This window comes from Clostridium peptidivorans, assembly GCF_900205925.1.
Classification (GTDB): Bacteria; Bacillota; Clostridia; order Clostridiales; family Clostridiaceae; genus Clostridium_AK; species Clostridium_AK peptidivorans.
Window position 1 is genome coordinate 274,547 of record NZ_OAOD01000001.1, and the last position, 24,613, is coordinate 299,159.

23 protein-coding genes and 1 pseudogene are annotated in these 24,613 nt (G+C 31.6%); 3 read left to right on the forward strand and 21 right to left on the reverse strand.

Going from position 1 to position 24,613, the window contains the following annotated elements; translation table 11 throughout:
• Window positions 1-6: 6 nt before the first annotated feature.
• From CRN98_RS01490 to CRN98_RS01505, 5 genes are all read right to left on the reverse strand, one after another.
• Window positions 7-1,302, reverse strand: a complete 1,296-nt coding sequence (locus CRN98_RS01490; RefSeq protein ID WP_097025640.1) for an SPFH domain-containing protein — start codon at window positions 1,300-1,302, stop codon at window positions 7-9.
• Between the two features lie 189 nt (window positions 1,303-1,491).
• On the reverse strand, window positions 1,492-1,599 hold the full coding sequence (locus CRN98_RS18170) for a DUF6688 family protein (RefSeq protein WP_423237076.1): 108 nt from the start codon (window positions 1,597-1,599) through the stop codon (window positions 1,492-1,494).
• Window positions 1,600-1,626: 27 nt separating this feature from the next.
• Window positions 1,627-1,812, reverse strand: coding sequence for a MerR family transcriptional regulator (locus CRN98_RS01495; protein ID WP_097025641.1), 186 nt, complete (start codon window positions 1,810-1,812; stop codon window positions 1,627-1,629).
• Between the two features lie 196 nt (window positions 1,813-2,008).
• Window positions 2,009-2,983, reverse strand: a complete 975-nt coding sequence (locus tag CRN98_RS01500; protein WP_097025642.1) for a DUF4367 domain-containing protein — start codon at window positions 2,981-2,983, stop codon at window positions 2,009-2,011.
• Window positions 2,973-3,488 carry a sigma-70 family RNA polymerase sigma factor gene (locus CRN98_RS01505; protein WP_097025643.1) on the reverse strand — a complete coding sequence of 172 codons (516 nt, stop codon included), beginning with the start codon at window positions 3,486-3,488 and terminating at the stop codon, window positions 2,973-2,975. Before CRN98_RS01505 ends, CRN98_RS01500 begins: the two co-directional genes overlap by 11 nt.
• 288 nt (window positions 3,489-3,776) lie before the next feature.
• On the opposite strand from CRN98_RS01505, the gene CRN98_RS01510 reads away from it, so the two are divergent.
• A complete protein-coding gene (locus tag CRN98_RS01510) occupies window positions 3,777-4,445 on the forward strand; it encodes an SIMPL domain-containing protein (RefSeq protein ID WP_242960771.1) in 669 nt (222 codons plus the stop codon).
• A gap of 163 nt (window positions 4,446-4,608) precedes the next feature.
• Here CRN98_RS01510 and CRN98_RS01515 read toward each other — a convergent pair whose 3' ends face one another.
• The 12 genes and pseudogenes from CRN98_RS01515 to CRN98_RS01570 form a co-directional block, all read right to left on the reverse strand.
• A complete protein-coding gene (locus CRN98_RS01515; protein WP_097025645.1) occupies window positions 4,609-4,971 on the reverse strand; it encodes a DUF5412 family protein in 363 nt (120 codons plus the stop codon).
• Window positions 4,972-5,318: 347 nt separating this feature from the next.
• Complete coding sequence (preA, locus tag CRN98_RS01520; protein ID WP_097025646.1) at window positions 5,319-6,572, reverse strand: NAD-dependent dihydropyrimidine dehydrogenase subunit PreA; 1,254 nt, start codon at window positions 6,570-6,572, stop codon at window positions 5,319-5,321.
• A gap of 12 nt (window positions 6,573-6,584) precedes the next feature.
• The gene (locus tag CRN98_RS01525; RefSeq protein WP_097025647.1) at window positions 6,585-7,799 is read right to left on the reverse strand and encodes an FAD-dependent oxidoreductase; all 1,215 of its coding nucleotides are present in this window, start codon (window positions 7,797-7,799) and stop codon (window positions 6,585-6,587) included.
• Window positions 7,800-7,896: 97 nt separating this feature from the next.
• The gene (locus CRN98_RS01530) at window positions 7,897-8,382 is read right to left on the reverse strand and encodes a DUF1097 domain-containing protein (RefSeq protein WP_097025648.1); all 486 of its coding nucleotides are present in this window, start codon (window positions 8,380-8,382) and stop codon (window positions 7,897-7,899) included.
• Window positions 8,383-8,409: 27 nt separating this feature from the next.
• Entirely contained in the window at window positions 8,410-9,798 is a 1,389-nt protein-coding gene (hydA, locus tag CRN98_RS01535) for a dihydropyrimidinase (RefSeq protein ID WP_097025649.1), read from the reverse strand.
• Between the two features lie 116 nt (window positions 9,799-9,914).
• Window positions 9,915-11,135, reverse strand: a complete 1,221-nt coding sequence (locus CRN98_RS01540; RefSeq protein ID WP_097025650.1) for a Zn-dependent hydrolase — start codon at window positions 11,133-11,135, stop codon at window positions 9,915-9,917.
• A gap of 326 nt (window positions 11,136-11,461) precedes the next feature.
• A complete protein-coding gene (locus CRN98_RS01545; RefSeq protein ID WP_097025651.1) occupies window positions 11,462-12,583 on the reverse strand; it encodes a DegT/DnrJ/EryC1/StrS family aminotransferase in 1,122 nt (373 codons plus the stop codon).
• Between the two features lie 30 nt (window positions 12,584-12,613).
• Window positions 12,614-13,384, reverse strand: a complete 771-nt coding sequence (locus CRN98_RS01550) for a DeoR/GlpR family DNA-binding transcription regulator (protein ID WP_097025652.1) — start codon at window positions 13,382-13,384, stop codon at window positions 12,614-12,616.
• A 169-nt stretch (window positions 13,385-13,553) separates the two neighbouring features.
• Window positions 13,554-14,048, reverse strand: coding sequence for a GNAT family N-acetyltransferase (locus CRN98_RS01555; protein ID WP_097025653.1), 495 nt, complete (start codon window positions 14,046-14,048; stop codon window positions 13,554-13,556).
• Window positions 14,049-14,291: 243 nt separating this feature from the next.
• A complete protein-coding gene (locus CRN98_RS01560) occupies window positions 14,292-16,178 on the reverse strand; it encodes an endonuclease MutS2 (protein ID WP_097025654.1) in 1,887 nt (628 codons plus the stop codon).
• A 357-nt stretch (window positions 16,179-16,535) separates the two neighbouring features.
• Window positions 16,536-17,882 (reverse strand): B12-binding domain-containing radical SAM protein, encoded by a 1,347-nt coding sequence (locus CRN98_RS01565; protein WP_097025655.1) that lies wholly within the window; start codon window positions 17,880-17,882, stop codon window positions 16,536-16,538.
• 67 nt (window positions 17,883-17,949) lie between these two features.
• A pseudogene (locus tag CRN98_RS01570) lies at window positions 17,950-18,081 on the reverse strand (helix-turn-helix domain-containing protein); the annotation flags it as partial.
• 381 nt (window positions 18,082-18,462) lie between these two features.
• On the opposite strand from CRN98_RS01570, the gene CRN98_RS01575 reads away from it, so the two are divergent.
• Both CRN98_RS01575 and CRN98_RS01580 read left to right on the forward strand, forming a co-directional pair.
• Window positions 18,463-19,350, forward strand: a complete 888-nt coding sequence (locus tag CRN98_RS01575; protein ID WP_097025656.1) for a potassium channel family protein — start codon at window positions 18,463-18,465, stop codon at window positions 19,348-19,350.
• Between the two features lie 252 nt (window positions 19,351-19,602).
• Entirely contained in the window at window positions 19,603-20,445 is an 843-nt protein-coding gene (locus CRN98_RS01580; RefSeq protein ID WP_097025657.1) for a UPF0489 family protein, read from the forward strand.
• A gap of 523 nt (window positions 20,446-20,968) precedes the next feature.
• Here CRN98_RS01580 and CRN98_RS01585 read toward each other — a convergent pair.
• The 4 genes from CRN98_RS01585 to CRN98_RS01600 are packed head-to-tail and all read right to left on the reverse strand — an operon-like array spanning window position 20,969 to window position 24,607.
• Window positions 20,969-21,751: a DeoR/GlpR family DNA-binding transcription regulator gene (locus CRN98_RS01585; RefSeq protein WP_143331267.1), complete on the reverse strand. Its 783-nt coding sequence runs from the start codon at window positions 21,749-21,751 to the stop codon at window positions 20,969-20,971.
• A gap of 47 nt (window positions 21,752-21,798) precedes the next feature.
• Entirely contained in the window at window positions 21,799-22,761 is a 963-nt protein-coding gene (locus CRN98_RS01590; RefSeq protein ID WP_097025659.1) for a sugar phosphate isomerase/epimerase family protein, read from the reverse strand.
• Window positions 22,762-22,777: 16 nt separating this feature from the next.
• Window positions 22,778-23,803: an ABC transporter ATP-binding protein gene (locus CRN98_RS01595; RefSeq protein ID WP_097025660.1), complete on the reverse strand. Its 1,026-nt coding sequence runs from the start codon at window positions 23,801-23,803 to the stop codon at window positions 22,778-22,780.
• Between the two features lie 15 nt (window positions 23,804-23,818).
• Entirely contained in the window at window positions 23,819-24,607 is a 789-nt protein-coding gene (locus tag CRN98_RS01600; protein ID WP_097025661.1) for an ABC transporter permease, read from the reverse strand.
• Window positions 24,608-24,613: the final 6 nt, after the last annotated feature.

A 24,613-nucleotide genomic window follows, 5' to 3' on the forward strand; every position in this document is an offset into this window, starting at 1 on the left:
ATTCTATTACAGCTTGTTACCACACTCAGGACAGAATTTTGGTTCTCCTTCTATTTCACTACCACAACTGCCGCACTTCTTAACTAATGATATTCCACATTCTGAACAGAACTTAGCATTTTTATTAAGAATATTGCTTCCACAGCCTGGACATTTTCTAGGAAGAGATTCATTGCAAACAGTACAAGTGCTTGCTCCATCTGGCATATCTCCCTTGCAATGTGGACATGGATTATATTTTTTACCACACTCTGGGCAAAACCTAGTATTTTCAGTTAATTTTGCTCCACAAGATGAACACTTTATTTCAGTATTCTTATCTTCTATTTTTATAGTAGTATCATATCCACATTCACCACAGAATTTTGTATTTTTACTTATTTCAGCATTACATTTCGGACATTTTTTTGTTTCGACTTGTGTAGAAATATTACTAGCAATACCACTAAATTGTGACCCTACGGCTCCACCTACTCCAACTCCCATTCCAAGACCCATTCCGACACCCATAATATTACCTTGCATTGAATTTGGATTAGTTGCTGCTCCCTCTAAAGTATTAAAGGATCTTTCTTGTTGATAGTTAAATCCTATTATATCCATTTCAGCCTTCTTAGATAAAGCATCCTTTAATCTAATTACTGCTTTATCATCCTCTGGTACATTTATATCGTTAACATAGAATGATACTAATTTAATACCATAGTCCTTAAGAACATCTATCATCTTTTTTTGAAGCTCTTCAGATAACTCTTCTAAGTAAGCATTTATCTCTAGAATACTTATCTGATTTTTAACTAAATAAGTAGATATTGAATCCTTTACTTTAGTCAAGTATAGTCCCCTAAAGTAGTTAATCATACTTTTCTTATCAAAAACAGGCATTGCTCCAACTAGCTTTACTATGAACTTTTTAGAATCTTCTATTTGTATTCCAAATTGCCCAAATGCTCTTACTGGAACAAATATATTGTATTTTGGATCCTGTAATTGAATAGGTGATGCTGTACCCCACTTTACATCTAAATCATAAACTTTATTTACATACCAAACTTCAGCAGTGAAGGGAGACCTGCCACCAAAAGGTAAATTAACTATTTTATTTAAGATTGGGATATTGGCTGTATCTAGTGTATGTCTACCACTCCCAAATACATCTAACGCCTTTCCACCTTTAAATAAAATTGCCTCCTGTGACTCATTTACAATTAATTGAGACCATGTTCCTAGCTCTTCATTAGGATATTTCCAAGCAAATAAGTCCGTTCCTCCATTATACTTAACGACTTCAACGATAGCCATTATTACTCACCACTTCCTCACATTTCTTTTTTGACAAAAATACTCCATTATTCCAATTAAATTATATTAATTTACAGTTATTTAGTCAATGAAGCTTTCAAATTTTACTATTTTCTAAGTTCATTATACTACATATTAATTTATTTTCATGGTTCTTATCTATAGTATACAAAACAAATAAAATATTTATTACAAATGCTTCATTGATATATACACCAAATCTGATTCCCAACTGTTTATTATATAGTTAATTAATGGAAGTCCATGTCTATCATAGATGTATCTATTAACTAATATTCTATTACCCTACTCTTATTGGCTTGACTATTCTTTTAAAGAGAATTCAAGTTCTTTTAATAATTTAACAGTTCTTAATTTCAGTAAATCACCTTCTCTATGATTTCTATAATTATTTCCTTCTCTATTTGATATAACTATTCCATAATCTTCATATAGTCTTAAACTTTTTAAAGATATATTAATTAATTTACATACTTCATTAGTATTCATTAAATCGGCTCCAATAAAAGTATAAACTCTGCCTAAATGGCAGAGTCAATAATTTATTAAAATATAATATTTTTAAACCTCATTTATTTATGGCACGGTTCACCGCTAATAATCTTATAACAAATTCAAAAATGGAAAAACCCTTGACATCCGTCGAGGGTTTCATTGGTGGAGGCGAACCTCATCAAATCACTGTTCAGTAATTATTAATGGATTCAGCTATCTTTATTAGAGAGTCTTCTGGCAAGGTGCTAGATAAAGAATATTGCACATTATCCATTATCCAGGTAATTTTTGTAGTTATAATATTTGTTTTTTCATCTTTAACAGAGTTAATGTAAGCTGTATTATTTCCAATAGATATATTCTCAGTTCCTGATAATTTGGATAGACTTTTACTTTGTAATATTTCAAAATCAGCTGAGCTTGAGCTGTATTTCAATTTAATACATTTTTGTTTTTCATCTGGCATAGATATATCGGTTAGCGCAAATCCTTCTGGAATATAGGAAGGAAGCAGGATCTTATCTTCAAAGTATTCTTCAGCTTTTTCAATAGTTAACGGTTCAGGCGCTAATGGTAAACTAGTATGTAACTCAGCTACCGAGTTCATTTCGCTATTATTACTATCACTATTACTAATATCAATCCTATTTTGCGGAACGCTATCAAAGGTTTTACTAGAATCATTCCTGCTTTGTGAATCAGCTTCTTTATTCTCATTTACTGCATCAATATTATTATTTTGAGGAATATTGTTTGAACCTTTCATTGCAATATCTGCATTCTTATTCTGCGGTACAGGCACATTATTTTTTGTATTGTTTTTGCTATTTGAAACTACAGAGGAAGATTTGTCTGAATCACTGCTGCCTGCTATTTTAGTAGCTTCTTTTATTTTGTTTTCGTTATCTAAGGAATTTTTATATTCCTGATTTATTGATTTTGCTATATGGTTATTAGTAATAGCTGATTTATGAAAAAAATAAATAAATATTCCAAAAAAAACTATTAAAGCGGCAGAAAAGGCTGCTGTTAGTTTTGTTTTTATTATTGATACTTTTCTATGATTACATTTTTCTAAGGTTTTTCTTTTTAATTCATCAGTAACATAAATATTTTTAAGGATTAAGTCTGATGCTTCTCTAAAGTTTTTCATGTTATCTTTCATATTCAATCTTCCCCTCTAGACTAGATTTCAGTATCGTTCTGGCACGGAAAAGTCGACTTCGTACTGTTCCTTCTGGTATTTTCAATGCCGCACTTATATCCATTGTAGATAATTCCTCATAGTAATAAAGAATAACCAGCTCTCTATATTTAAGAGGAAGATTCATAACTTCTTTTAATAATTCCTCATATTGCATTTTCCTTGCAATTTCTTCATCCACATTTTCATAGGTATCTTTTAGTGAATCATCACCAATGTCTTTAAAAAAACGAACTTTTTTAAACCAGGAAATCCTTAACATGTCTCTGCAGGTATTTATTGTAATCCTCATAATCCATGTCTTTTCACTGCTGTTATTTTTAAATTTATTATAATTTTTATAGACTTTTACGAATACTTCCTGGAAAGCATCTTCTGCCAAATGCTTGTCCTTTAAATATAAGTAAGCAATTTTCAGAACATCATTTCCATAGTCATTCATTAGCTGTTCTACTTTTTCATCCATTTCTTATCTCCCGTTAAGTATATATGTAATAAAATAGAATATATTTAATTAATTACTATATTAAATTATACGTATAAAATTCCAGTTTAGTTTCATATGTTTAAAAATTTTTACATTATTACATAAATTTATGGAGCAGATTTATATCATAGCTCGTCTAATATTATGAAACTAATTATAAAGGAGATTATATCTATGAAAACTAATAATTTATTAAGGTCAAGATGGTCATTCATTTTCACATTTGCAGTTGCATTTATCCTATCCCTTAACTTTGGAGCTTCAAAAGTGCTGGCTGCAGATTCCAGTGTAGTCACTGCTGATGCAGCAAGAACAATAAATGTTACAGGGACTGGTGAAGTAACTATAGCTCCAGACATAGCTTACTTATATTTAGGAGTAGTAACAGACAAGCTTACAACTATCGAGGCCCAAAGTGCTAATTCAACTGCAATAAACAATGTTATCGCTGCTATTAAAAAAGAAGGCATAAAAGATGAGGACATTAAAACAACTGATTATAGTATAAATCCCAAATACGATTATGACAAGAACACTGGAAAAAGTTCACTTGTTGGGTATACGCTGTCGAACACATTAAAGGTTACGGTTAAAGATATCAGTAAGGTTGGGCAAGTAATTGACACGGCTGTAAAAAGCGGAGCAAATACTTCCAATAGCATAAGTTTTGGAGTCAGTGATTATGAGAAATATTATAATAAGGCTTTACTAAACGCATTATCAAATGCACAAAGTAAAGCCCAAGCAATTTCCAGTTTTTTAGGTGTAAAACTTACATCACCTGTAAAGGTAATAGAAAATTCAAGCGGAATCCCTAATGACTATCCAGTTCCATTGAATGCTAAATTTGAATCAGCTGATTCTTCAGGTTCTACATCTATTCAAGCTGGGATTTATAAAGTAAAAGCAGATATCAGCTTAGTTTACCAGTATTAGATGATAAAAAAGGCTTAAGTGGTATATACCCCTTAAGGCCTTTTTATTATTGTAACGTTAAATAAAAATGTTATTCACTCTCAAATGTAGAGATTATCATTTTATAGAGAAAAAATTTAATTCATTTCTAATCATAACAAAATTAATCCTTACATATAAATTTTTATTGCAATGTAATATCTATAATCTTACCTTCAATTTGAACATGATTACTGTCTACCCATCTAACATCCCTATCTTTTCCATAATGTCCAATGTAAATACGCTGATTTTTCTTAAATATATAACAATATTTTTTGACTAAATCTACACAAGTAGCCCCACCTAAGGCACCTTGATCTATAAAATAAACTTCAATTTGATGTTTATTGTTTGGTGAATTTACTGTCTTTACTAATGTTGTAGATGTAAAATTTAATCTTACAAACAAAGTAAGCAACATCATAATTAAAAGCAAAACATATGAAATAGCAGAAAAAAATTTAAATATCCCATGAGATTTTTTAGAGGAAAGTAACGGAAACATAAAAAGCAGCGAGTTTCCAGCATGTACACATGCAAGTCCTCCACCTTCATTAAAGTATCCTCTTCAACTCTCATTCCGTCATAGGTCATAAACATTTTAAAACTTGAATAACCTTCTTATATTACAACTGGTATTTCTTTCATTACGTTTTTATCTATATCAGTAATTGCAATATGAATTCCATAGTCTATACAAGCTTTGCCTGTACCAATCCATTATCTAGTAATGCCCCAAAAAATAAAAATTACTACAGGAAGTTTTTCCTATAGTAATTTCCAAATATATTAAAGTCTATCTATTTAATTTTACACAAAACTATGGACGTTACTTTAAAATGTCCATTTAATCTAAGAATATATAGTTTTTAAAGCCACTTCATGTGACACCCTATTTTCCTTAAATTGAACTTCACCCGGGGTAATACATTGGTATACTGGACAAACATTTAAGCATAAATGACAACCAACACAAGTGTCCTTTATGGTTGGTTTTCTATTTGCTTCATTCCAATCAATAGCTTGATGTCCTCCGTCATAACAAGAAATATAACATCTGCCACAACCAACACATAATTCTTCATTGATCTTAGGAATAATCTTAAAGGAACGATCAACTTCATCAGATCCAACTACATTAGGTAATGCTAAACCTATTAAATCACTTAATTTGTCAAATCCCTTTTCTTCCATATAATAAGATAATCCACTGATCATATCCTCAACAATTCTATATCCATATTGCATTACTGCAGTTGTAACTTGTATATTCTCGCAGCCTAACAATAAAAATTCCAAACAATCTTGCCAAGTTTCTATACCACCTATTCCTGAAAGTGGTACATCCTTCAAATCTGCATCCTTTTTTAAATCAGAAATAAATCTAAGAGCTATAGGTTTTATTGCTGCACCAGAATATCCTGATACAGAAGACTTGCCATTTATAACAGGCATTGCAGTTAAGTTTTCTAAATCAATATTAGTAATAGACTTAACTGTGTTAATAGCAGCTATTCCCTTAGCCCCAGCATCCACAGCAGCCTTTGCTGGAACCTGCATTAAAGTAATATTTGGTGTCATTTTAGCAATGACTGGTAGAGTAGTGTTTTCTACTACAGCTTTAGTGTATTCATATACTAAAGCTGTATTTGTTCCTACATCTGATCCCATAGAAGAACTAGTCATTTGTGGGCAAGAGAAGTTACATTCTATCATATCTGCGCCTGCCTTAGTTACCTCTCTAGCTAAAATCTCCCACTCTTCCTTAGTGCTACCCATAATACTAACAACCATAACCTTACTCGGATAATCCTTCTTTAATCTTCTTATATATTCTAAATTAACCTCTACTGGTTTGTCAGATATCTGTTCCATATTCTTGAACCCTGTCCAAGGAGTGCCTTCCTTTTTAGTTATATCAAATCTAGGAGAACATTCATCAGGAATATAAATACCTATTGTTTTATAAAAAACGCCTCCCCATCCTGCATCGAAAGCTTTGGCTATCATATCGTAATTGCTTCCAACTGGTGACGAAGATAGAAAGAACGGATTTTCACATTTTACACCTAAAAATTCTATAGATAAATCTTTTTTATATGCCATAACGAACCCTCCCTATTTATTTAAATATGCAATAATTTTTTCTGCAGATTCTTTTCCCTCAGCAACTGCTTCTACTACAGTTTTTCCACCGTTAGTAAAATCTCCAGCTGCGAATAAACCATCTTCAAGAGTATAGTTTTTATACTCCTCATAAGGTTCTTGTCCAATTGCAAAGATTATATGATCTGCCTTTAACTTCATTTCTGAGTATCCGTCTCGAGACTTACAAACTAAAGCTATAGCTTTATTATCTTCTCCAAGTATCTTTTCTGGAGCAAACTCTGTATATATAGGAATTCCCATACCTTGGGTATAGGTAAGTTCAGCACTGTGTGCAGGTGATTCCTCAATACTTCTTCTATATACAATACTAACTTTACCCTTGGATAACTGTTTTGCAGTTATTGCACAATCCAGCGCTACATCTCCTAGTCCAATAACAACTACATTATTTCCTACTTTAACTTTTCCATTAGAGCTTCGAGCATTTGCTAAAAATGATAAAGCATTTTCTACGCCATCTAAATCATGACCTTCAATTTTAATGTCTTTAGATTTAGCAAGACCAATGCCAATAAATATAGCTTTATATTCATTTTTTAATTTCTTGATATCTTCTGGTGCAATATGTTCATTAGTTCTAAATTCTACACCTAATTCCTTAAGGCAGTTAATATCTTGATCAACAACCTCTTGAGATAAACGTGATGGAGTGATTCCATAAGTAAGCATTCCACCTAATTTTTCCTTTTCCTCAAATACTGTTACTTGATATCCTTCTAGGGCTAATTTTGCTGCACATGCTAAGGAAGCTGGACCTGAACCTATACATGCAATCTTTTCTTCTGTTTTTTTCTCAGGAGCTTTTAATACTTTTAAATTGAAAAGTTTCTCCTGATCCATAGCAAATTTTTGTAGTTTTCCAATATTGATTGGCTTGTCTATTCCAGTTCGGCTACATGCTTTTTCGCATAAATTTTCATGAGGACATATCATAGCACAGGATGCGCCTAGTATATTGTTGAATCTAACAACTTCTGCTGCTCCTTTAATATTTTTAAAGCGAATAGAGCGTATAAACTTACCTGGATCAGTTAGTGCTGGACACGCCTTGCTGCATGGTGAATCCTCACATAATAAACATCTACTAGCTTCCTCAACTGCTGTTCTAATATTATAATCCTGCACATTCTGCTCACCATAAGCGAGTTTATTAATTTTTGCCATTATAATTCCCCCTTATATAAATCTAAGAATAGATGGGCATGCATACCCATCTATTCAATACAGGTAATGCTTTTAGCTTATTTCTGTAAAACTTGTCTTAATTAACTTCTTCACTATTTTCTACTACATCATTCTTAGCAAAGTATTTATTGTAAGCCCATGTACCAGAAGCATCACATCCATATCCTAAAATTGCACCTAATATTACAGAACTTCCTAACAGTAGCCAGTCTCCATTAGCAGCAAAGGTTGTGAAACAACCTAAAAATATACCAGGTACAAAAGGAGTATATTTCCATAGGCCTAAGAAGCACATTACAGCAGAAATGATTGCACTTGCCACTGCTCCTCCTCCACTAAAGGCAAATAAATTAGTAAGAAACATCATAGACATACCACATGCTATACCAGCTAAATTGCATCTAATTGCTACACCTATACCTTCTAGTCCATGTTTCCCTGAAGCAAAATAGGTAGTTGTTCCAGCAAATCCTCCCCATACTGATAATGCTATTAATGGTGCTACAAAAGTCCATACTCCGCATAATATACCAGTGGATATACCAAGTATTATTAAATACATACACTCAGCTCCTATAATTAATTCATTTTAAATAACCTGAGTCTTTCCTCTTTTAATAAATTCCCCTCTTCCTTTTTCACCTATATATTCCCCATTTTCAGCAATCAACTCTCCACGAGAGAACGTTGCTACAGGATAGCCTTTTATTTCGAATCCTTCATAAGGTGTATAGTCAACGTTTTCATGTAAAACTTCCTTTGATACTTTTATTTTCTTATTAGGATCTAAAACTACAATATCTGCATCACTACCTATTGCAATTGTTCCTTTTTTAGGATACATGCCAAATATCTTTGCACTATTTGTAGATGTGATTTCAACATATTTGTTCAGAGAAATCTTTCCTTTTTCTACACCTTCTGAATACATTAATGCCATCCTTAATTCAATACCAGGAGCTCCATTAGGGATCTTAGTAAAATCACCCTTACCCATCTCCTTTTGTTTCATGAAAAATGGGCAGTGGTCTGTTGCAATGGTTTGTAAAATACCGTTATTAATCATCTTCCAGAGAACTTCGTTATTCTTCTTATTTCTTAATGGTGGTGACATTACATATTTTGAGCCATTAAATTCAGGTTCATCGTATCTACTGTCGTCTAACATCAAGTATTGTGGACATGTTTCACCCATTACAGGTAAGCCTTTTTCTCTAGCTTCTTTAATTGCCTTAGCAGATTCCTCGCAGCTTACATGCACTACATGTAAAGGCGAATTTGAAATCTGTGCCATCTTTATTGCTCTATTAGTAGCCTCCTCCTCACATACATAAGGTCTTGATATTGCGTGATATCTTGGTTCAATCTTTCCTTCAGAGAGCAGCTTTTCTACTAGATACTTTATAGCGTAATAATTTTCTGCATGCACTCCAATGAGTCCACCTGCTTCGCTAGCGGTTTTTAAAACCTCAATTAAAGTAAAATCATCAACTCTCATATTGTCATATACCATAAATACTTTAAAACTAGAATAACCTTCAGAAATAACTTGAGGAATTTCTTCCTTTACATTCTTATTCAACTGTGTAACTGCAATATGAATTCCATAATCTATGACAGCCTTTTTATCAGCTTTATCTCTCCATATGTCGATAGTTTCGTGTAAAGTCTTTCCCTGGGGTTGTACAGCAAAATCTACTATGGAAGTAGTTCCACCAATTGCAGCAGCTTTAGTTCCAGTATAAAAATCGTCACTAGAGAAAGTTCCTCCAAAAGGCATATCTAAGTGGGTATGGGCATCAATCCCACCAGGAATAAGATACATTCCATTTGCATCATAAGTTCTATTGCCTTCAGTTTCTTGTATGTTTTCTCCTATTTCTACTATCTTTTCATTCTTAATAGCAATATCTGCTTTAAATGTATCTGATGCTGTAACAATAGTTCCATTCTTGATGATAAAATCATACTTAGTCATAATGACACCTCTTTCTTTTTTATCCTTTATTAATCTAATTTGAAAGTAATTATTATACTAAACAACAAAGTTTCAGTAGAAGTAAAATTTCTACTGAAACTTTGCTTCTATTGCCTCTATTTTTTATCTATGTCTAAAATTGTTTGAAGCAATACATTAGCTCCTTTTAAGCAGTTATCAAGAGAAGTTTTTTCTATTTCACAATGGCTGTGTCCACCGATGCTTGGAACAAATATCATAGTTGTAGGTAACATATCAGCTGCAAATTGAGCATCATGTCCAGGGCCGCTGTAGATTCTCATATTAGCGTATCCGTAAAGGTTTGCATTTTTTTCAACGAAGCTTACAAACTCCTTGTTGAAACTAACAGTTTTACGTGACCATAATTCTTTATAGCTTACTTTACACTTTGCAAGCTCTTTAGGTATATTTTCAATAATCTTAACAACTTGTTTTATCACTTCTGGGTCCTGGTGTCTTGCATCCAAAGTAAATTTAACATCATCTGGTATAATTGTGTGTACATTTGGTGAGCAAATAATTCTGCCTGTTGTATATACCAGCTTGCTATCAAGCTTATCAAGTTCTCTATGAAGATATTGAATAGCTTCAGAAGCTGCTAAAAGTGCATCCTTTCTGATCTTTTGAGGAACGGTTCCTGCATGACCAGCTTGACCAACAAACTGGAATTCATAATTCACCATTCCAACAACACCTTCTACAACTCCTATATCCATCTTCTCAGATTCAAGTACTGGCCCTTGCTCAATATGTAATTCTACAAGAGCCATATAGTCCTTAGGGCTTATTCTATTCTTTTCATCACCTTTATATCCGCTTGCATCTAATGCTTCACCAAAAGTCATTCCTTCTTTATCCTTTGAAGCAAGCATCTTTTCTTTATCAAATTTACCAGTAATAACTCCTGATGACATCATAGCAGGATCAAATCTAGCTCCTTCTTCATTTGTCCAAATCATAACTGTAATTGGATGTCGATGAGAAATATTCTCTCTTACAATAGTTTCAGCAGCTTCCATTGCAGTAAGTACTCCTAAAATACCGTCGTAATTTCCCCCTTGTATTACTGAATCACAATGGGAACCAGCTGCAATATGAGGAAGATCCTCTGAGCCTTTAATAGTGGCATATATATTTCCCATGTCATCTGTTACTATATCTGCACCAATGGCTTTCATTCTTTTACAAAACTCTGCTCTTGCCTTAAGAGCTGGCTCTGATAAGGATAATCTTGTTATTCCTCCTCTTCCAGTATCACCAAATTTACTAAAGGTAAGAATCTTATCTTCCAACCTTTCTTTGTTACAACTTAACATATTCCACACTTCCTTTTATAGATAGTTTAAATTCTGGTGTTTTTCCACTCTCAATTTTATCCTATGATTTTATTCCATATTTTATCACTATTTATATTTTATTCAAATTAATGTTTTATCCCTTAATTACTAACTTTATTTCTTATTTATTCTTTTTATATTTTTAAATTTGACTATTTTTTCTTCTTTTAAAACCGCATTTAATCTTTAAAATTGAAAGTTTACTGTAGCTTATGCAAATTTTTCTGCTTAAAAAATTTCAAATGTTTTTCCAAAAAATAAAAAAGATACCCCTTAGATTCAAGGGGTATCTATAATATCTATACCTATTTTTTATAGAATTTTTTAATTGTTTCACATACAAATTCAACTTCTTCAGTAGTGATTTCAGGATAAATTGGAAGTGCAATAATCTGCTCAGATACTCTTTCTGCTACTGGAAAATCTCCCTTTTTATATCCTAGATATTCAAAACACTTCTGCATATGAAGAGGCATTGGATAGTATATGCTGTAGCCAACTTCATTTTTCTTCAAATACTCTGCTAGTTCATCTCTTTTTTCTGCCAATATATTAAATACATAATAAACTTGCTTTTGATCACCTTTAACCTTAGGAAGTTTAATATTTTCACAATCGCTTAATCTTTCAAAATATAACTTAGCTATTTCATTTCTTTTCTTTATAGCTTCGTCTATATATTTTAATTTTACTGATAAAACAGCTGCCTGAAGTGTATCTAATCTTGAGTTATAGCCTATAAAATCATAATGATATTTCTTTGAAGCACCATGTACTCTGAAGTATTTTACAAGCTGTGCCAATTCCTCATTGTTAGTTACAATCATACCCCCATCACCGTAGCCTCCAAGGGTCTTTGTAGGGAAGAAGGAGTATACTCCAAAGTCTCCAATGGCTCCAGAGTGCTTATACTCGCTGCCGTTTCCTTTCCATCTCATTCCAAAGGCTTCTGCGGCATCTTCTAGTACTCTTAAATCATGTCTTTTTGCAATCTCCATTATTTTATCCATATCTGGCATCTGGTCAAATAAATGTATTGGCAGTATTCCTGCTGTGCTCTTGTTTATTTTTTCTTCAATTTTATTTACATCTATTCCAAAGGTATCCTCATCAATATCTACAAAAACAGGTTTTCCCTTGTGTTTTGTTATACATGATGTGGAAGCTAGGAAGGTAAAAGGAGAAGTTATAACTTCTTTTCCATCCTTAAAGCCAAGTATGTCTGATGCTATAATTAATGCATCGGTACCTGAAGCTACTCCAATGGCATATTTTGCACCAGTGTATTCTTGAATATCTTTTTCAAACTGCTGTACCTGCTCGCCAAGTATGAAGTTTCCTTTTTCGATAACTGATTGAATTGCTCTGTCAAACTCACCTTTTTTCTCAAGGTATTCCCTTTGAGAAGTATAAAAATTTACCTTCATTTTTACATCTCCTTTTCATTGTTTATATGCTTATATTTCTTTTGCTATTAAAACCTTTACTCCAAGCTTCTGGATTTCATCAATTTCTTCCTCTGGTGCTTCCCAATCTGTAATTAGTATATCCAAATCTTTTACATCCACTGTCTTTGAAAAAAACTCGGTGCCTACTTTATCAAAATTTGCAAGGCATATTCTTCTGCGTGATACTCCTGCTACCGTCCTCTGAAAAATGGCTCCTTCCGGTGTAGAGCTGCTTAATCCATGTTTAGCAGAAATTCCTCCGCCAGTCAAAAAAGCTATATCAATTCGTAGGTTCTTAATAAAGTCAGTTGCTAAAGCATCAACTATTCCTTCTTCACTCTTTATCTTTCCACATACTATATAGGTCTCAACATTGCTTAAACTCTTAAGTTTTTCTGCAATTGTAAGTGAATTAGTAATTACTGTATAGTTTATATCCAAAGGTAGGTATTTTAATAAAACATAGTGAATGCTAGCTCCACCTATAAATACAGTATCGCTCTGTTCTATATAAGCTGCAGCTAGTTTGGCAACAGCATTTTGATGCTCTGTTCCCTCGCCATATCTAATTTTTTCATCTATTGGGAGTCTTCTAACCTTAGATAATGGTACTGCGCCGCCATGAGTTCTTTTTAAAAGTCCGCTTTTCTCCATTACTGTAAGATCTCTTCTTATGGTATCTATTGATACTTGAAGCTCTTCCGCCAGATCTTTTGCAAATACTCTTTCCAGCGTCTTTACCTTGGAGAGTATTAATTCTCGGCGTTCTTCTGCAAACATTTTATTAAAGCCCCCTTCACTTATGTTTTAACTATAGCTTTCCCGACATATTATAATCATACCACTTATTTGCCATTTTGTTAATGATTATTTGCTTTTATTTGCTTTTTTATGCATGTTTTCTGATAAATTTATTTATGAGAAATCCAGACAATGATTTTATATCATATTATAGTTTCTTCTCAAGCAAATAAAATAAGCCCTTTCTCCAATTTGTTTCCCCAACCTTTTGGTATCCAAGTGCTTTATACATTTTTAAGGCATATGGATTTAGCGAAAATGCATCTAATCTGATGGACTCTATTCCTTCCTTCTTCAATATCTCTTCAAGCATACTCATTGTAGCCTGTCCTATTTTTTGATTTTGATAAATTGGGTTAACACATAATCTATGAACTACTACAAAGCTTTCATCTGCATATTTCCAATCCCCATTTTTATACTGCTCATCAAATTCATTATTAACTACTAGAACAGAAACAATTGTATCCCCCTTAATTCCAACATACATTTCTTTTTTTAATATATCTTCTTTGAGAATTTCACTGGTTGGGTATATTTCATCCCATTGAGATATATTATTATCATTCATTTCACTGATTGCATTTTTAAAGATGTCTATTATTATATTTAGATCCTCAAGTTCTGCTTTCCTAATCTTCATATTAACACTCCTTCTTATTTAATGAGCCTTATATAATGATTTTATTGATATTTACCATTTTATCCCTAATGGCATAACATATCAATAAGAAGCTGAGTATCTACCGCATCAGTTACTATATTAAGAAATTGATAATAAAAAAACTTTAAAGAGAACTGTGTTTCAGTTCCCTTTAAAGCTTTTATACTAAAGTCTATTAAAATTCTTTAACTTATGCTTCACTTTAATTTATATTTTGTATCTTCATTTCAAGCTTTCTTTTCTTATTTTCTTTAATGCTTTTTTAGATCCTCTCTTAATATCTCTTTCTAGCTTTCTTTCCTTAAAACTTACAAATAGCTGATTTAAATCATAACCCTCTGGATAAAGATCACTTGCCTTTAATTCTAGTTTTATTCTCTTATAATTAACCTCAATAAATTCATTGTTATATAGTACAGTCACATTATTTAATCTGTCTCTTTCCTTGTATACAATGGCTGATTCATTATTTTCTAAAAGAGTAACCTTATCTCCTACGGAGTATTCATATAAATTCTCAGCTTCCTCTTCCTCTTTACTTTTAATACTCTTGCTATCCTTTATCAGATTATAGTTATAGTTTTTAGTATTCATATATTCCCTTGCTCTACTTATAATTGAGTCATATAATCCCATCTTTTTAGAAATATATAGTGCATTACTATCTCCTACTTTTCCTATACTAAGTTTATATAGCGGTTCAAGAGTTTCCTTTTCAAATTCCATAGCTGCATTTTCAAAATCAGGGTGTTCCTTTGAAAAGTTCTTTATTTCTCCATAGTGAGTGGTTGCTATAGTTATGCATCCCTTATGATACAATTCTTCTAGTATTGCAATGGCTAAAGCTGATCCTTCATTAGGCTCTGTTCCACTGCCAATTTCATCAAACAATAATAATGTTGAATTTGTGCTTTTTCTTATTATTTCAGCTAAATTCTTTACATGCGATGAAAATGTACTTAAAGCATTTTCAACGCTTTGATTATCACCTATATCAACAAATACATTGTTAAATATTGAAAGTTCTGTACCTTCTGCTACTTCAATATGAAATCCAGACTGAACTGCTAATGTGAGGAGTCCAATTGTCTTTAACACTACAGTTTTACCCCCTGCATTTGGTCCTGTTATTATTAGCCCCCTGTAGCTTTTACCAATTTCAAAATCCAAAGGTACACTGTTCTTAATTAAAGGATATTTTCCTTTGATTATCTTAATATATCCATGATTATTTAGCTTAGGCTTAATTCCATCTATTTCTTTGCTGTATTTAGCTTTTGCTAAAATCATATCGTACTCGGATATAACCTCAATATTCATCTTTAAATCTTTTATTCTCTGGAAAAGCATATCTGTTAAAGTAGCTAATATTCTATATTCTTCAACGGCTTCTTCTGCCTTTAATACACTTAATTCACTTGTATACTTTGATATAGTAATTGGCTCTATAAAAACAGTACTTCCCTTTGAAGACGCTTCAATAACTGTTCCTTGAACTTGATTTTTATATGCTGCTTTAATAGGAATAGTATATTTCCCATTACGCTGACTGATAAAGAATTCTTGAATATATTCCTTATTTTCACTGCTTCTAAGAAATTTGTCTAATTTCTCCTTTATCTTGCCTTCACATATATCAATATATCTTCTTATTTTCTTTAATTCTTTACTGGCATTTGAGTCAACTATGCTTCCTCTAATTGAAATGTTTATTTCATCTTCAATGTAACTTAAATCAGAAATATTTTCTCCATAGGCACTCAAGGTAGGTGCATACCCCTCTTTATCCTTTATGAATAATTTAACTTTTCTGCACCCGCTTAAGAAGTTTGACATCATAGTCAAATCAGCTGCCTCTAAGGATGCTCCCTTTTCAATCTTATCAATAAGAGGCAGTACATTAAAAATCCCCTTTAATGGCATATGATAAGAAGCATCTATTAATGCTCTTCCCTCTGATGTTTCATTTAGTCTTTGATTTACAATTTTCATGCTGCTGCTTGGCTCTAATCTATCAATTAACATTTTTCCTAATCCGCTAACGCAATATCCTTTTATTATTTCTTTTAACTCATAGTAATGTAATTTTTCTAATGTTTCATTATTCATATCAATAACCCTTCCTTGCTTTCTTTTATTACACTACAAGTCAACGAAATCTCGATAGATTTCTAGATTTTGTATAATAAAAAAAGCCATGGACACCTCCACAGCTTAAAATTCAACAATTAATAAAGGTAACTTTAATTACCTCTTTAAAGTAAATTCGTGGACTTGTATCTTCAATAGTACAAATTAATTCCGTAACAAACAAAGGCATAATGAAGCCCCATTTTTTGGAATTAATATTAAGTTAACTATTTTAGATACTAGACACTCACAAAAATACCTCTCTTCTTTGAAATCTATCTTCTATAATAATATATTATAATTTTAATCTAAATGTCAATGTTATTTTTACTAAACCTACTTTATAAAATAAGCTGACCATCTAAAAAATCTTCCTATATTTTTAAAAGAAACTATACTACACAATAGTTCAGTAAGCTTTCCAAACTTCCTATAAAAGAAGTTAAATGCCAGAAATGGAATCCACTGCTTTTTAGATTTTGGTAGCCTTTTCATTATATTTTTAAAGGTGTACACTTCTTTATATATCCATAGGTAGCCATTATATAATTCTTCTGCTGTCATATTCTTGGGTTTATATACGACATGCGCAGTATTATAATTTGACAAATTAAAATCCACAATTCTATTTTCCTCTATTAATGATGAGTATAACTTTGTACCAGGATATGGGGTAAGGATATGTGAGGTTACCGTTTCTATCTTATTTTTAACTATCCATTCTAATGTATTCTTAAACACAGAGACATCATCTTCATCTAATCCGAAAACAAAACTTGCATTTATCATTATTCCCCTTTTATGAATTTCATCTACAAGTTTTTCATACCTCTTTACACTATTTTGCACCTTATGGACACTATCTATTGACTTACTATTTATACTTTCAAAACCTATAAATAAACTTTGACAACCAGACTCCTTCATTTCATCTAATAATTCAGGCATGTCCACTATATTAGAAGTAACCGCTGCATTCCACTTTAGTTTAAGAGGTTTTATTTCCTTTAATAATTTTTTTGTCCACTTAGGATTTCCAATAAAATTATCATCAATAAACATTATATGTCTTGTTTTTAATGCATTTATATCTTTAATTACATCCTCTATAGGTCTATTAATATAAGTTTTAAGTGTATCTTTGCAGCTATTATAGCAAAAATCACATTTAAAAGGACATCCTCTGCTTGTACTAATTATATTAGTATATAAATACTTTTTATTATCAATAATGTAATAGTTAGGTGATACTATTTCTTCCCCAACAATATTTTCCATATCATAATATATCTTCTTCAGTGAATTATTTTCTTTATCCTTAAGGATTTTTGCCCAAACTCTCTCAGCCATTCCCACACATATTGCGTCAAAACTATTAAGAGCTCCCTCTGGATCTGCTGTAATATGTATACCTCCTGCAATTACTGTAACGTTGCGATTTTTAAACTCCTTTGATATTTCCACCGCTCTATTCATAACATCTACAGTGACAGTTATTGCTACCATATCTACAGGTTCATCAAAATCTATCTTTTCAACATTTTCATTCAGAGTGATAACTTCATGCTCTTTCGGCGTAAGATTTGCTATTGTGAGTAATGCTAATGAAGGAGACATTCTTGTTTTTAACTTTGTATCCATAGGTCTTGGCAGCATTGCAGGTTGTATTAATTTAATCTTCATATATTACCTCCTCAAATAACTTTACAAAGCATTTAACTAATCTACTTGCAGTATAGAACTTCCAAATTTATGTGTCATTTCTATATTCTAAAATATCACCTGGTTGGCAGTCCAAAGCTTTGCATATTGCCTCTAAATTTGAAAATCTAATAGCTTTTGCCTTTCCATTTTTCAATATAGAAAGATTCGCCATCGTTAAGAAAATTGTTGAACATCGTTTCATAAAAAGCATCCGCTTTAATTTCCATATATAGGATAACATATTTTTTATCGTTTACCTATAGATTTTTATTTATTCATATTATATGTTTATTGTTGAATAGCCCCGAATTCGCAGCGTATCAAATCCGGCAGGCCTGAGCAATACACTACCAAAGTGTTTACCAAGACTATAGGCAGTTTCATCTATAATTAGGATATCAGTGACATTGAGGCCTCAGCGGACTGCAGACAACGAGATAAATACCTTAATGCAAGCCCCAAAACCAGTCCCACAAGCCAGTTATGTAAGATAACTATTTTTTATTTCAGATTTTTGATATAATTATTTATAAATTTATTGATATTATATGAGGTGCTAATGGGAAGTTTCATAATTATTTTAACAACAACTATTGTTCTTGCTACCTTAATTATAAGAAGCGTAAGGAATAATAGAAAAATTAAATCTGTTTTAGGAACACTTGTAGTAGAAATTAATAAAACTTATAAAGAACTTTTTAAAGGGAGCACCTTGCTTTATAAAATAACACAAGGTGGAATGGTTATATGTGGTGAAGTATTTGCATTTATAACTATATTTACGACAGTTATGAGATATTTAGATACACATTTAGCCTTTGGTTTAGAATGGTTACTAAAAATAATAGCTATAATAATATCTTTTATAATTGTTCATTATTCAATAGGCTATATATTATTTGTTAGCTCTAAAATTCATAAATTTATTTATAAAGTTGAAGATAAAAACTTAAAGCTAGATTTTATATCAAGCTATTTTATTACAAGTACATTTTTAGCTGTACTTATAATTTTTCCAGATCAGTTTAAGCAAAATGCAATTATAGGAATTATAGGAGTTATAATTTGCTACTATTTAAATATAAAGGTGTTACTAACTCTTATGAGAAAACCAAACAACATTAAATCAGAGAAGGAAGAAAAAACTAATTTTGCAAGAGTACTAATAGCAGCTATTTTAGTGTTAGTAATGCTTGTGATGAATTTGTATTTAGCTGTTTGTTTTGTAAATGCCGCTGCAGATGGTGCAGCATATTTAAATGCTACAGGAAATTTTGATTTATTTTATTACACAATGATTACTTTTGTTACTATTGGATATGGCGATATAGCACCAGTGACTACATCAGCTAAAGTAGTAGCTATAGTCATTTCCATAACAAGTGTAATTTGTTTAACTGTATTTTTAAGTAGTATTTTATCATGTAAAGAGAAATTTGATTCATAAAATCTATAAACCTCCGTTGCTTATGATACGGTTCTCCGTATCGCTTCTAAGTGAGGTTTTTCATTAAAGCTGGTTTTGTAACACTTCTAATTAGTAATATATTAAGATTGAGAGCTAATTAAAACCAACTGTGATGATAAGAACTTTTTTACAACATAATCATCTCCCAAACGACACTTTTACTTTTATTAAAGATGTGATATGTTATATAATGTCGAAACTTGTAGAGTGTTTTTAAAGGAGTGATTATTGTTGAAAACAGATAAAGTAACTGAAAAAGTAGTAAGAGGAAAGAAAATTTATATTGTAGAAAATCATCACGAAGTTATAATTCCATGGTCAGAATATGCTTCTAATAATGAAACTGCACCAGTATTATTAACTTTTGACCACCATATGGATACCCGTAGTGCATTTTACAGGCATTCTTGTAAGGTTGCTGGCCTAGAATGGAGACCTGTAAGAGATCAATTGATAGCAAATGCAGATATAAATGAATCAAGTACAATTACATCATCATTAGACAAGCTTTGCAATGATGAGCATATAGATTTTGCATTACAAGCAGGGATGATATCAGACGCAGTAGTATTTAGCCTACTGAGTGCAGGTATTTGCAGGGATTATGCCAATAGTAAAATATACTATATAGATCCTTGCTGCACTATCAAATGTAAAAAAAGTTCACATGGCGATGAGTGCCAAATTGATGTATATGATAAGGTAATAGAAGGAGCTGAACTATTATTTAAATTAAATCAGATAAATAATTTTATACCTGGTTTTTTTATCTCGAATAGAATAAACAAGAAATTTATTTTAGATATTGATTTAGATTGTTTTCATACTAAAAAAGCTATCAATGCCGTGGACATGTCTGTTTTTAACTATTTAGTAAATAATGCAGAAATAGTTACTATAGCAACGGAAGGATATTATGTTGAGTTAGAAAAAAAGGATAATGATATAACTGAGAATTATCTTTTAGAAAAGTTATTAGTACATATAGAAAATGCTATAGAAATAACGGAAGGTAATAAAAGATTTAAATTCTCTATGTACAATAACACAAGAGAACTTATTACAGTATCTTGAAGAAGTCATTGTATTAGAGTCTATTGCTACTAAAATCACAAGTGAGGTCAAGGGAAATAGATTTTCAAATTAAAAAATCTACCCTCACTGTGAAAGCGAACTAACATAACCCTAATCATTCTCCGGCATTTAATTCAACTATTTTTGACTTTAATAACATGTACTTTACTTCAATATTATCATCAAGTTTAATTTGGTCAATCTTAACACTTCTTCTTATTCCATCACTATAAAGTTTAAAGCGGTTTCTTTTTCTATTCTTGTATTGAACAAGATTTCAGTAGCATATCAAAATTCTATCTTATACTTTTCACAAATTCATAAGCTATCTGTTGTAAGTTTTCAACATAAAAAAGCATATTATAATTATTTTAACTTATGACATGGTATATTAATCTATAAAATCACTCTAATACCAGCTATATCAAGCTTCCAAAGAGAAACCGCACTTACTTATAGTACGGTTCACCTTTTGTAATTCTAAAACCGTACTGGATTTTTCCAGTATTCAATTCCCTTCTCTTTATGCTTTAATCCAATCAATTTCATATTCATTCAAGCTATTAATCCACTCATTAGGGGCTTCTTCATCAGAGATTATTACATTAACATTTTCAATATCTGCTATCTTGTAAAAATTTCTTACTCCTATTTTAGAATGGTCTGCAACTACTATAACTTCCTTGGCATTTTCCATTATTTTTTTTGACAGGTTGGCTTCATTAATTTCATAGCTTGTTAGTCCATTTTGTAAACTTACTCCCCCAACTCCTATAAATGCCTTATCCACATAAAAATTATTCAAAAGATTTTCACTTATAGGCCCACTGCAGGATAATTGGTCGGAATTTATTTCTCCACCTAGAAAAATTATTTTCCCATCAAAAACTCCTTTATTTTTTAAATCTATCAATATATTAAGTCCCGCTACTGTATTAAGTAAAATTGTCAGATTTCTCTTGTCTTTTATATAATAAAGTATTTCGCAGGTTGTGGTTCCAGCATCTATAGCTATTACATCATTATCATTTACTAGACTAGCTGCTTTTTGACCTATTCTTTGTTTTTCTTCTCTGTATACATCTCTTTTTTGATTATGAGAAGGTTCATGTTTATCAAATGAAATTTTTATTGCTCCGCCATGTATTCTCTTTAATTTATATTCAACCTCTAAAGCATCTAAGTCCCTTCTAATTGTTTCTGTGGTAACACCAAATTTTTTTGCAAGCTGCTTAACCGATACTTTACCATAATTTTCTAATTCGTGTAATATAAGATTTTTTCTTTCATCAAAAAAAACTGTCAAGTTAATCACCTTTATCCAATATTTAAAATTTAATATTTCACAATCATTTATCTACAATACTTATCTCTAAGCCCAAGCACATATCTAACTGATTCCTCAACACCATTTTTTTGTGCTTTAATCATCTTTTCTTTAGGCTTTTCTGGAGGATAATAATAATCTGACGGCTTAACCTCATAAATGTCAAAAGGCGGTTCCTCTACTCTAAATGCACCTTTTCCTACCTCATGTACTCCACCAGTACCCTTTTCCCTTTTAAAACATGAAACATAAGGAAAGCACATCTCAATATTTATTCTTGTTAATGTTGAATCATTAACCAATATTTTAAAAGCTTCCTCTAAGTCTATATTTCCTTTTCCTACAGGAACTCCACAGACCTTATATTCACCGTCATCTTCTATAATAATATGATCTTTAAAGTGTGTTGTAAAGGCATATGGGGCTAATTTTTTAATAGCTTCAATAGGTTCTTCCCAAGCCATCATAGAGTTTCCAATATCGCAGTGTGCTCCAACCCAAGGGCTATTAACTTCCTTAATAATCTTAATTATTTCATCTGCTATTTCTTCCTCATGGTTTTCAACAGCAAGCTTTATTCTGTATTTTTTTAGAAGGGGTACTATTTTCTTTATATCTTCTGGAGCTCTTTTAAGTTTCTCTGCTTCATATTTTCCAAAGCAGCAGTAAGTTCGAATAATATCTGCACCTATTTTGTGAGCAACTTCAATAACCTTTGTTAAATGAGCTGGTTCAGTGCCTCTTGTATCAATTTCTGCATACAAGCCATACTTTTCTATTTCTTTTCTTACTTTATCTAAATGCTCATCCTCAGCGCCTCCAAGAGCACCCCATTCTGGGTGAAGATATCTATCTCCTGGAAAAGCTATAACATTAATCATTACACCATCAAGTCCTAGCTCTGCAGTCTTTCTTATAAATCCGAATATATCCATTAATCCATTTTGAAAAAGTAAATGATAGCTCTCCGTTTCCAATCCTATTTTCATACCATTTCTCCTTTACCTATGCTGTAAGAAATATACATTGCTTCTTAGGCACATATATATTTACTTTATCCCCTAATTTTATATCTTCCATAGCTTCAACATCTCTGTTTATAGCATCTATATTCATAGTAAGGTCATCTTTTCTAACTTCGTATCTTATTATATTTCCTATTATTGAAACATCTGTTACTTCACAAGACTTTAGATTGTATTCAACTTCATTTGCGAGTTCTTCTTTTGTTATTTGTATTACTTCAGGTCTTATGGCAACCTCTTTTGTATCGATAGCCTTCTTAAAATGTTCTTCAAAGACATCCCTGCCAAGGACATTATAATTTCCTATGAATCTTGCTACAAAGGAAGTTTTAGGGTTATTATATATCTCTTTAGGCTCGCCGCTTTGTTCAATAACTCCATTATTCATTACATACACTTCATCAGAAATAATCATTGCTTCTTCCTGGTCATGAGTTACAAATACACTAGTTATATCTAATTCTCTTTGAATTTTTTTAATCTGAACCTGAAGATTTCTTCTTATCTTTCTATCTAATGCACTAAAGGGTTCATCAAAAAGTAATATTTTAGGCTGTAGTATTATAGAACGTGCTAAAGCAACACGCTGCTGCTGCCCCCCTGAAAGCTCATGAGGATATGAATTGATTTTCTCTTGTAATTCAACTAAATTTAATACCTCTTTAACTTTTTTGTCTATTTCATTTTTATTCATTTTTCTTAGCTTTAAGCCAAAGGCTACGTTGTCATAAACATTCATATTAGGGAAAAGAACATATTGCTGAAATACCATTCCTACATCTCTTTTTCTTGGTTCCTTATTTGTTATATCCTCTCCATCAACTATAATGGATCCACAATCTATATTCTCAAGTCCAGCAATACTTTTAAGCAGTGTACTTTTACCACTTCCACTTGGCCCAAGCAAGGTAACTAATCTTCCTTTTTCAATACTTAATGAAGCTTTCTTTAATACCTTTAGATCTCCAAAGTTTTTTTCTACATCCTTTATAATTAAATAGCTCACTTTATTCCACCTCTACTATTGTGATTTTCCCACTTCTATGCTTTTGCTTAAATTTAGTCCAATATATGAAATTACTAGGACAATAGCAAAATACGTTGTTACTAAGGCACTGGAAATATGACCAGATTCTCTAAGCATTTTATATAACATTATTTGTATAGTCTCATAACGTCCCCCAATAAGAAGGTTAACTAATGCAAATTCACCAAACAATGTGGAAAAGGACAGCAGCACTGAAACCTTTATTCCTGGTATAATATTTGCAATAACTACTTTAGTAAATGCCTGTATCTTTGTTGCTCCTAAAAGCTCGCATGCTTCAACTAACTGTTTAACATTTATATTTCTTAAGCTATTTCTAATTCCTTGATACATAAATGGAAGTATAAATACGGAATAAGCAAATATAAGCAGCCATATGGAATTACCGAGAGTATTTGAAAATAGTTTTATTAAAGCAATTGCCAGTACTACCCCTGGAAGTACATAAGGCAATAATACTATGGACTGTAATAGTCTCTCATACTTTGGCAAGTATACAGTTACTACAAAAAGAACTAATAATACAGCCACTAGGCTTATTATTATCGGAACTATTGAAACAAATAATGAACGTCCCATAGCCTCCCAAAATCTCGTATCACTAAACAAACCTTTGTACCATTTTAAAGAATAAGCTGGTGGTAATACTGTTCTATACCATTCAGTTGCAATAGAATATACAAAGGTCGCTGCTATAGGAAATACTAAATATAACATAAGCAAACCTACTACTGTTTTGTGCAGCCACATTCTTTTGTTCATAATGCT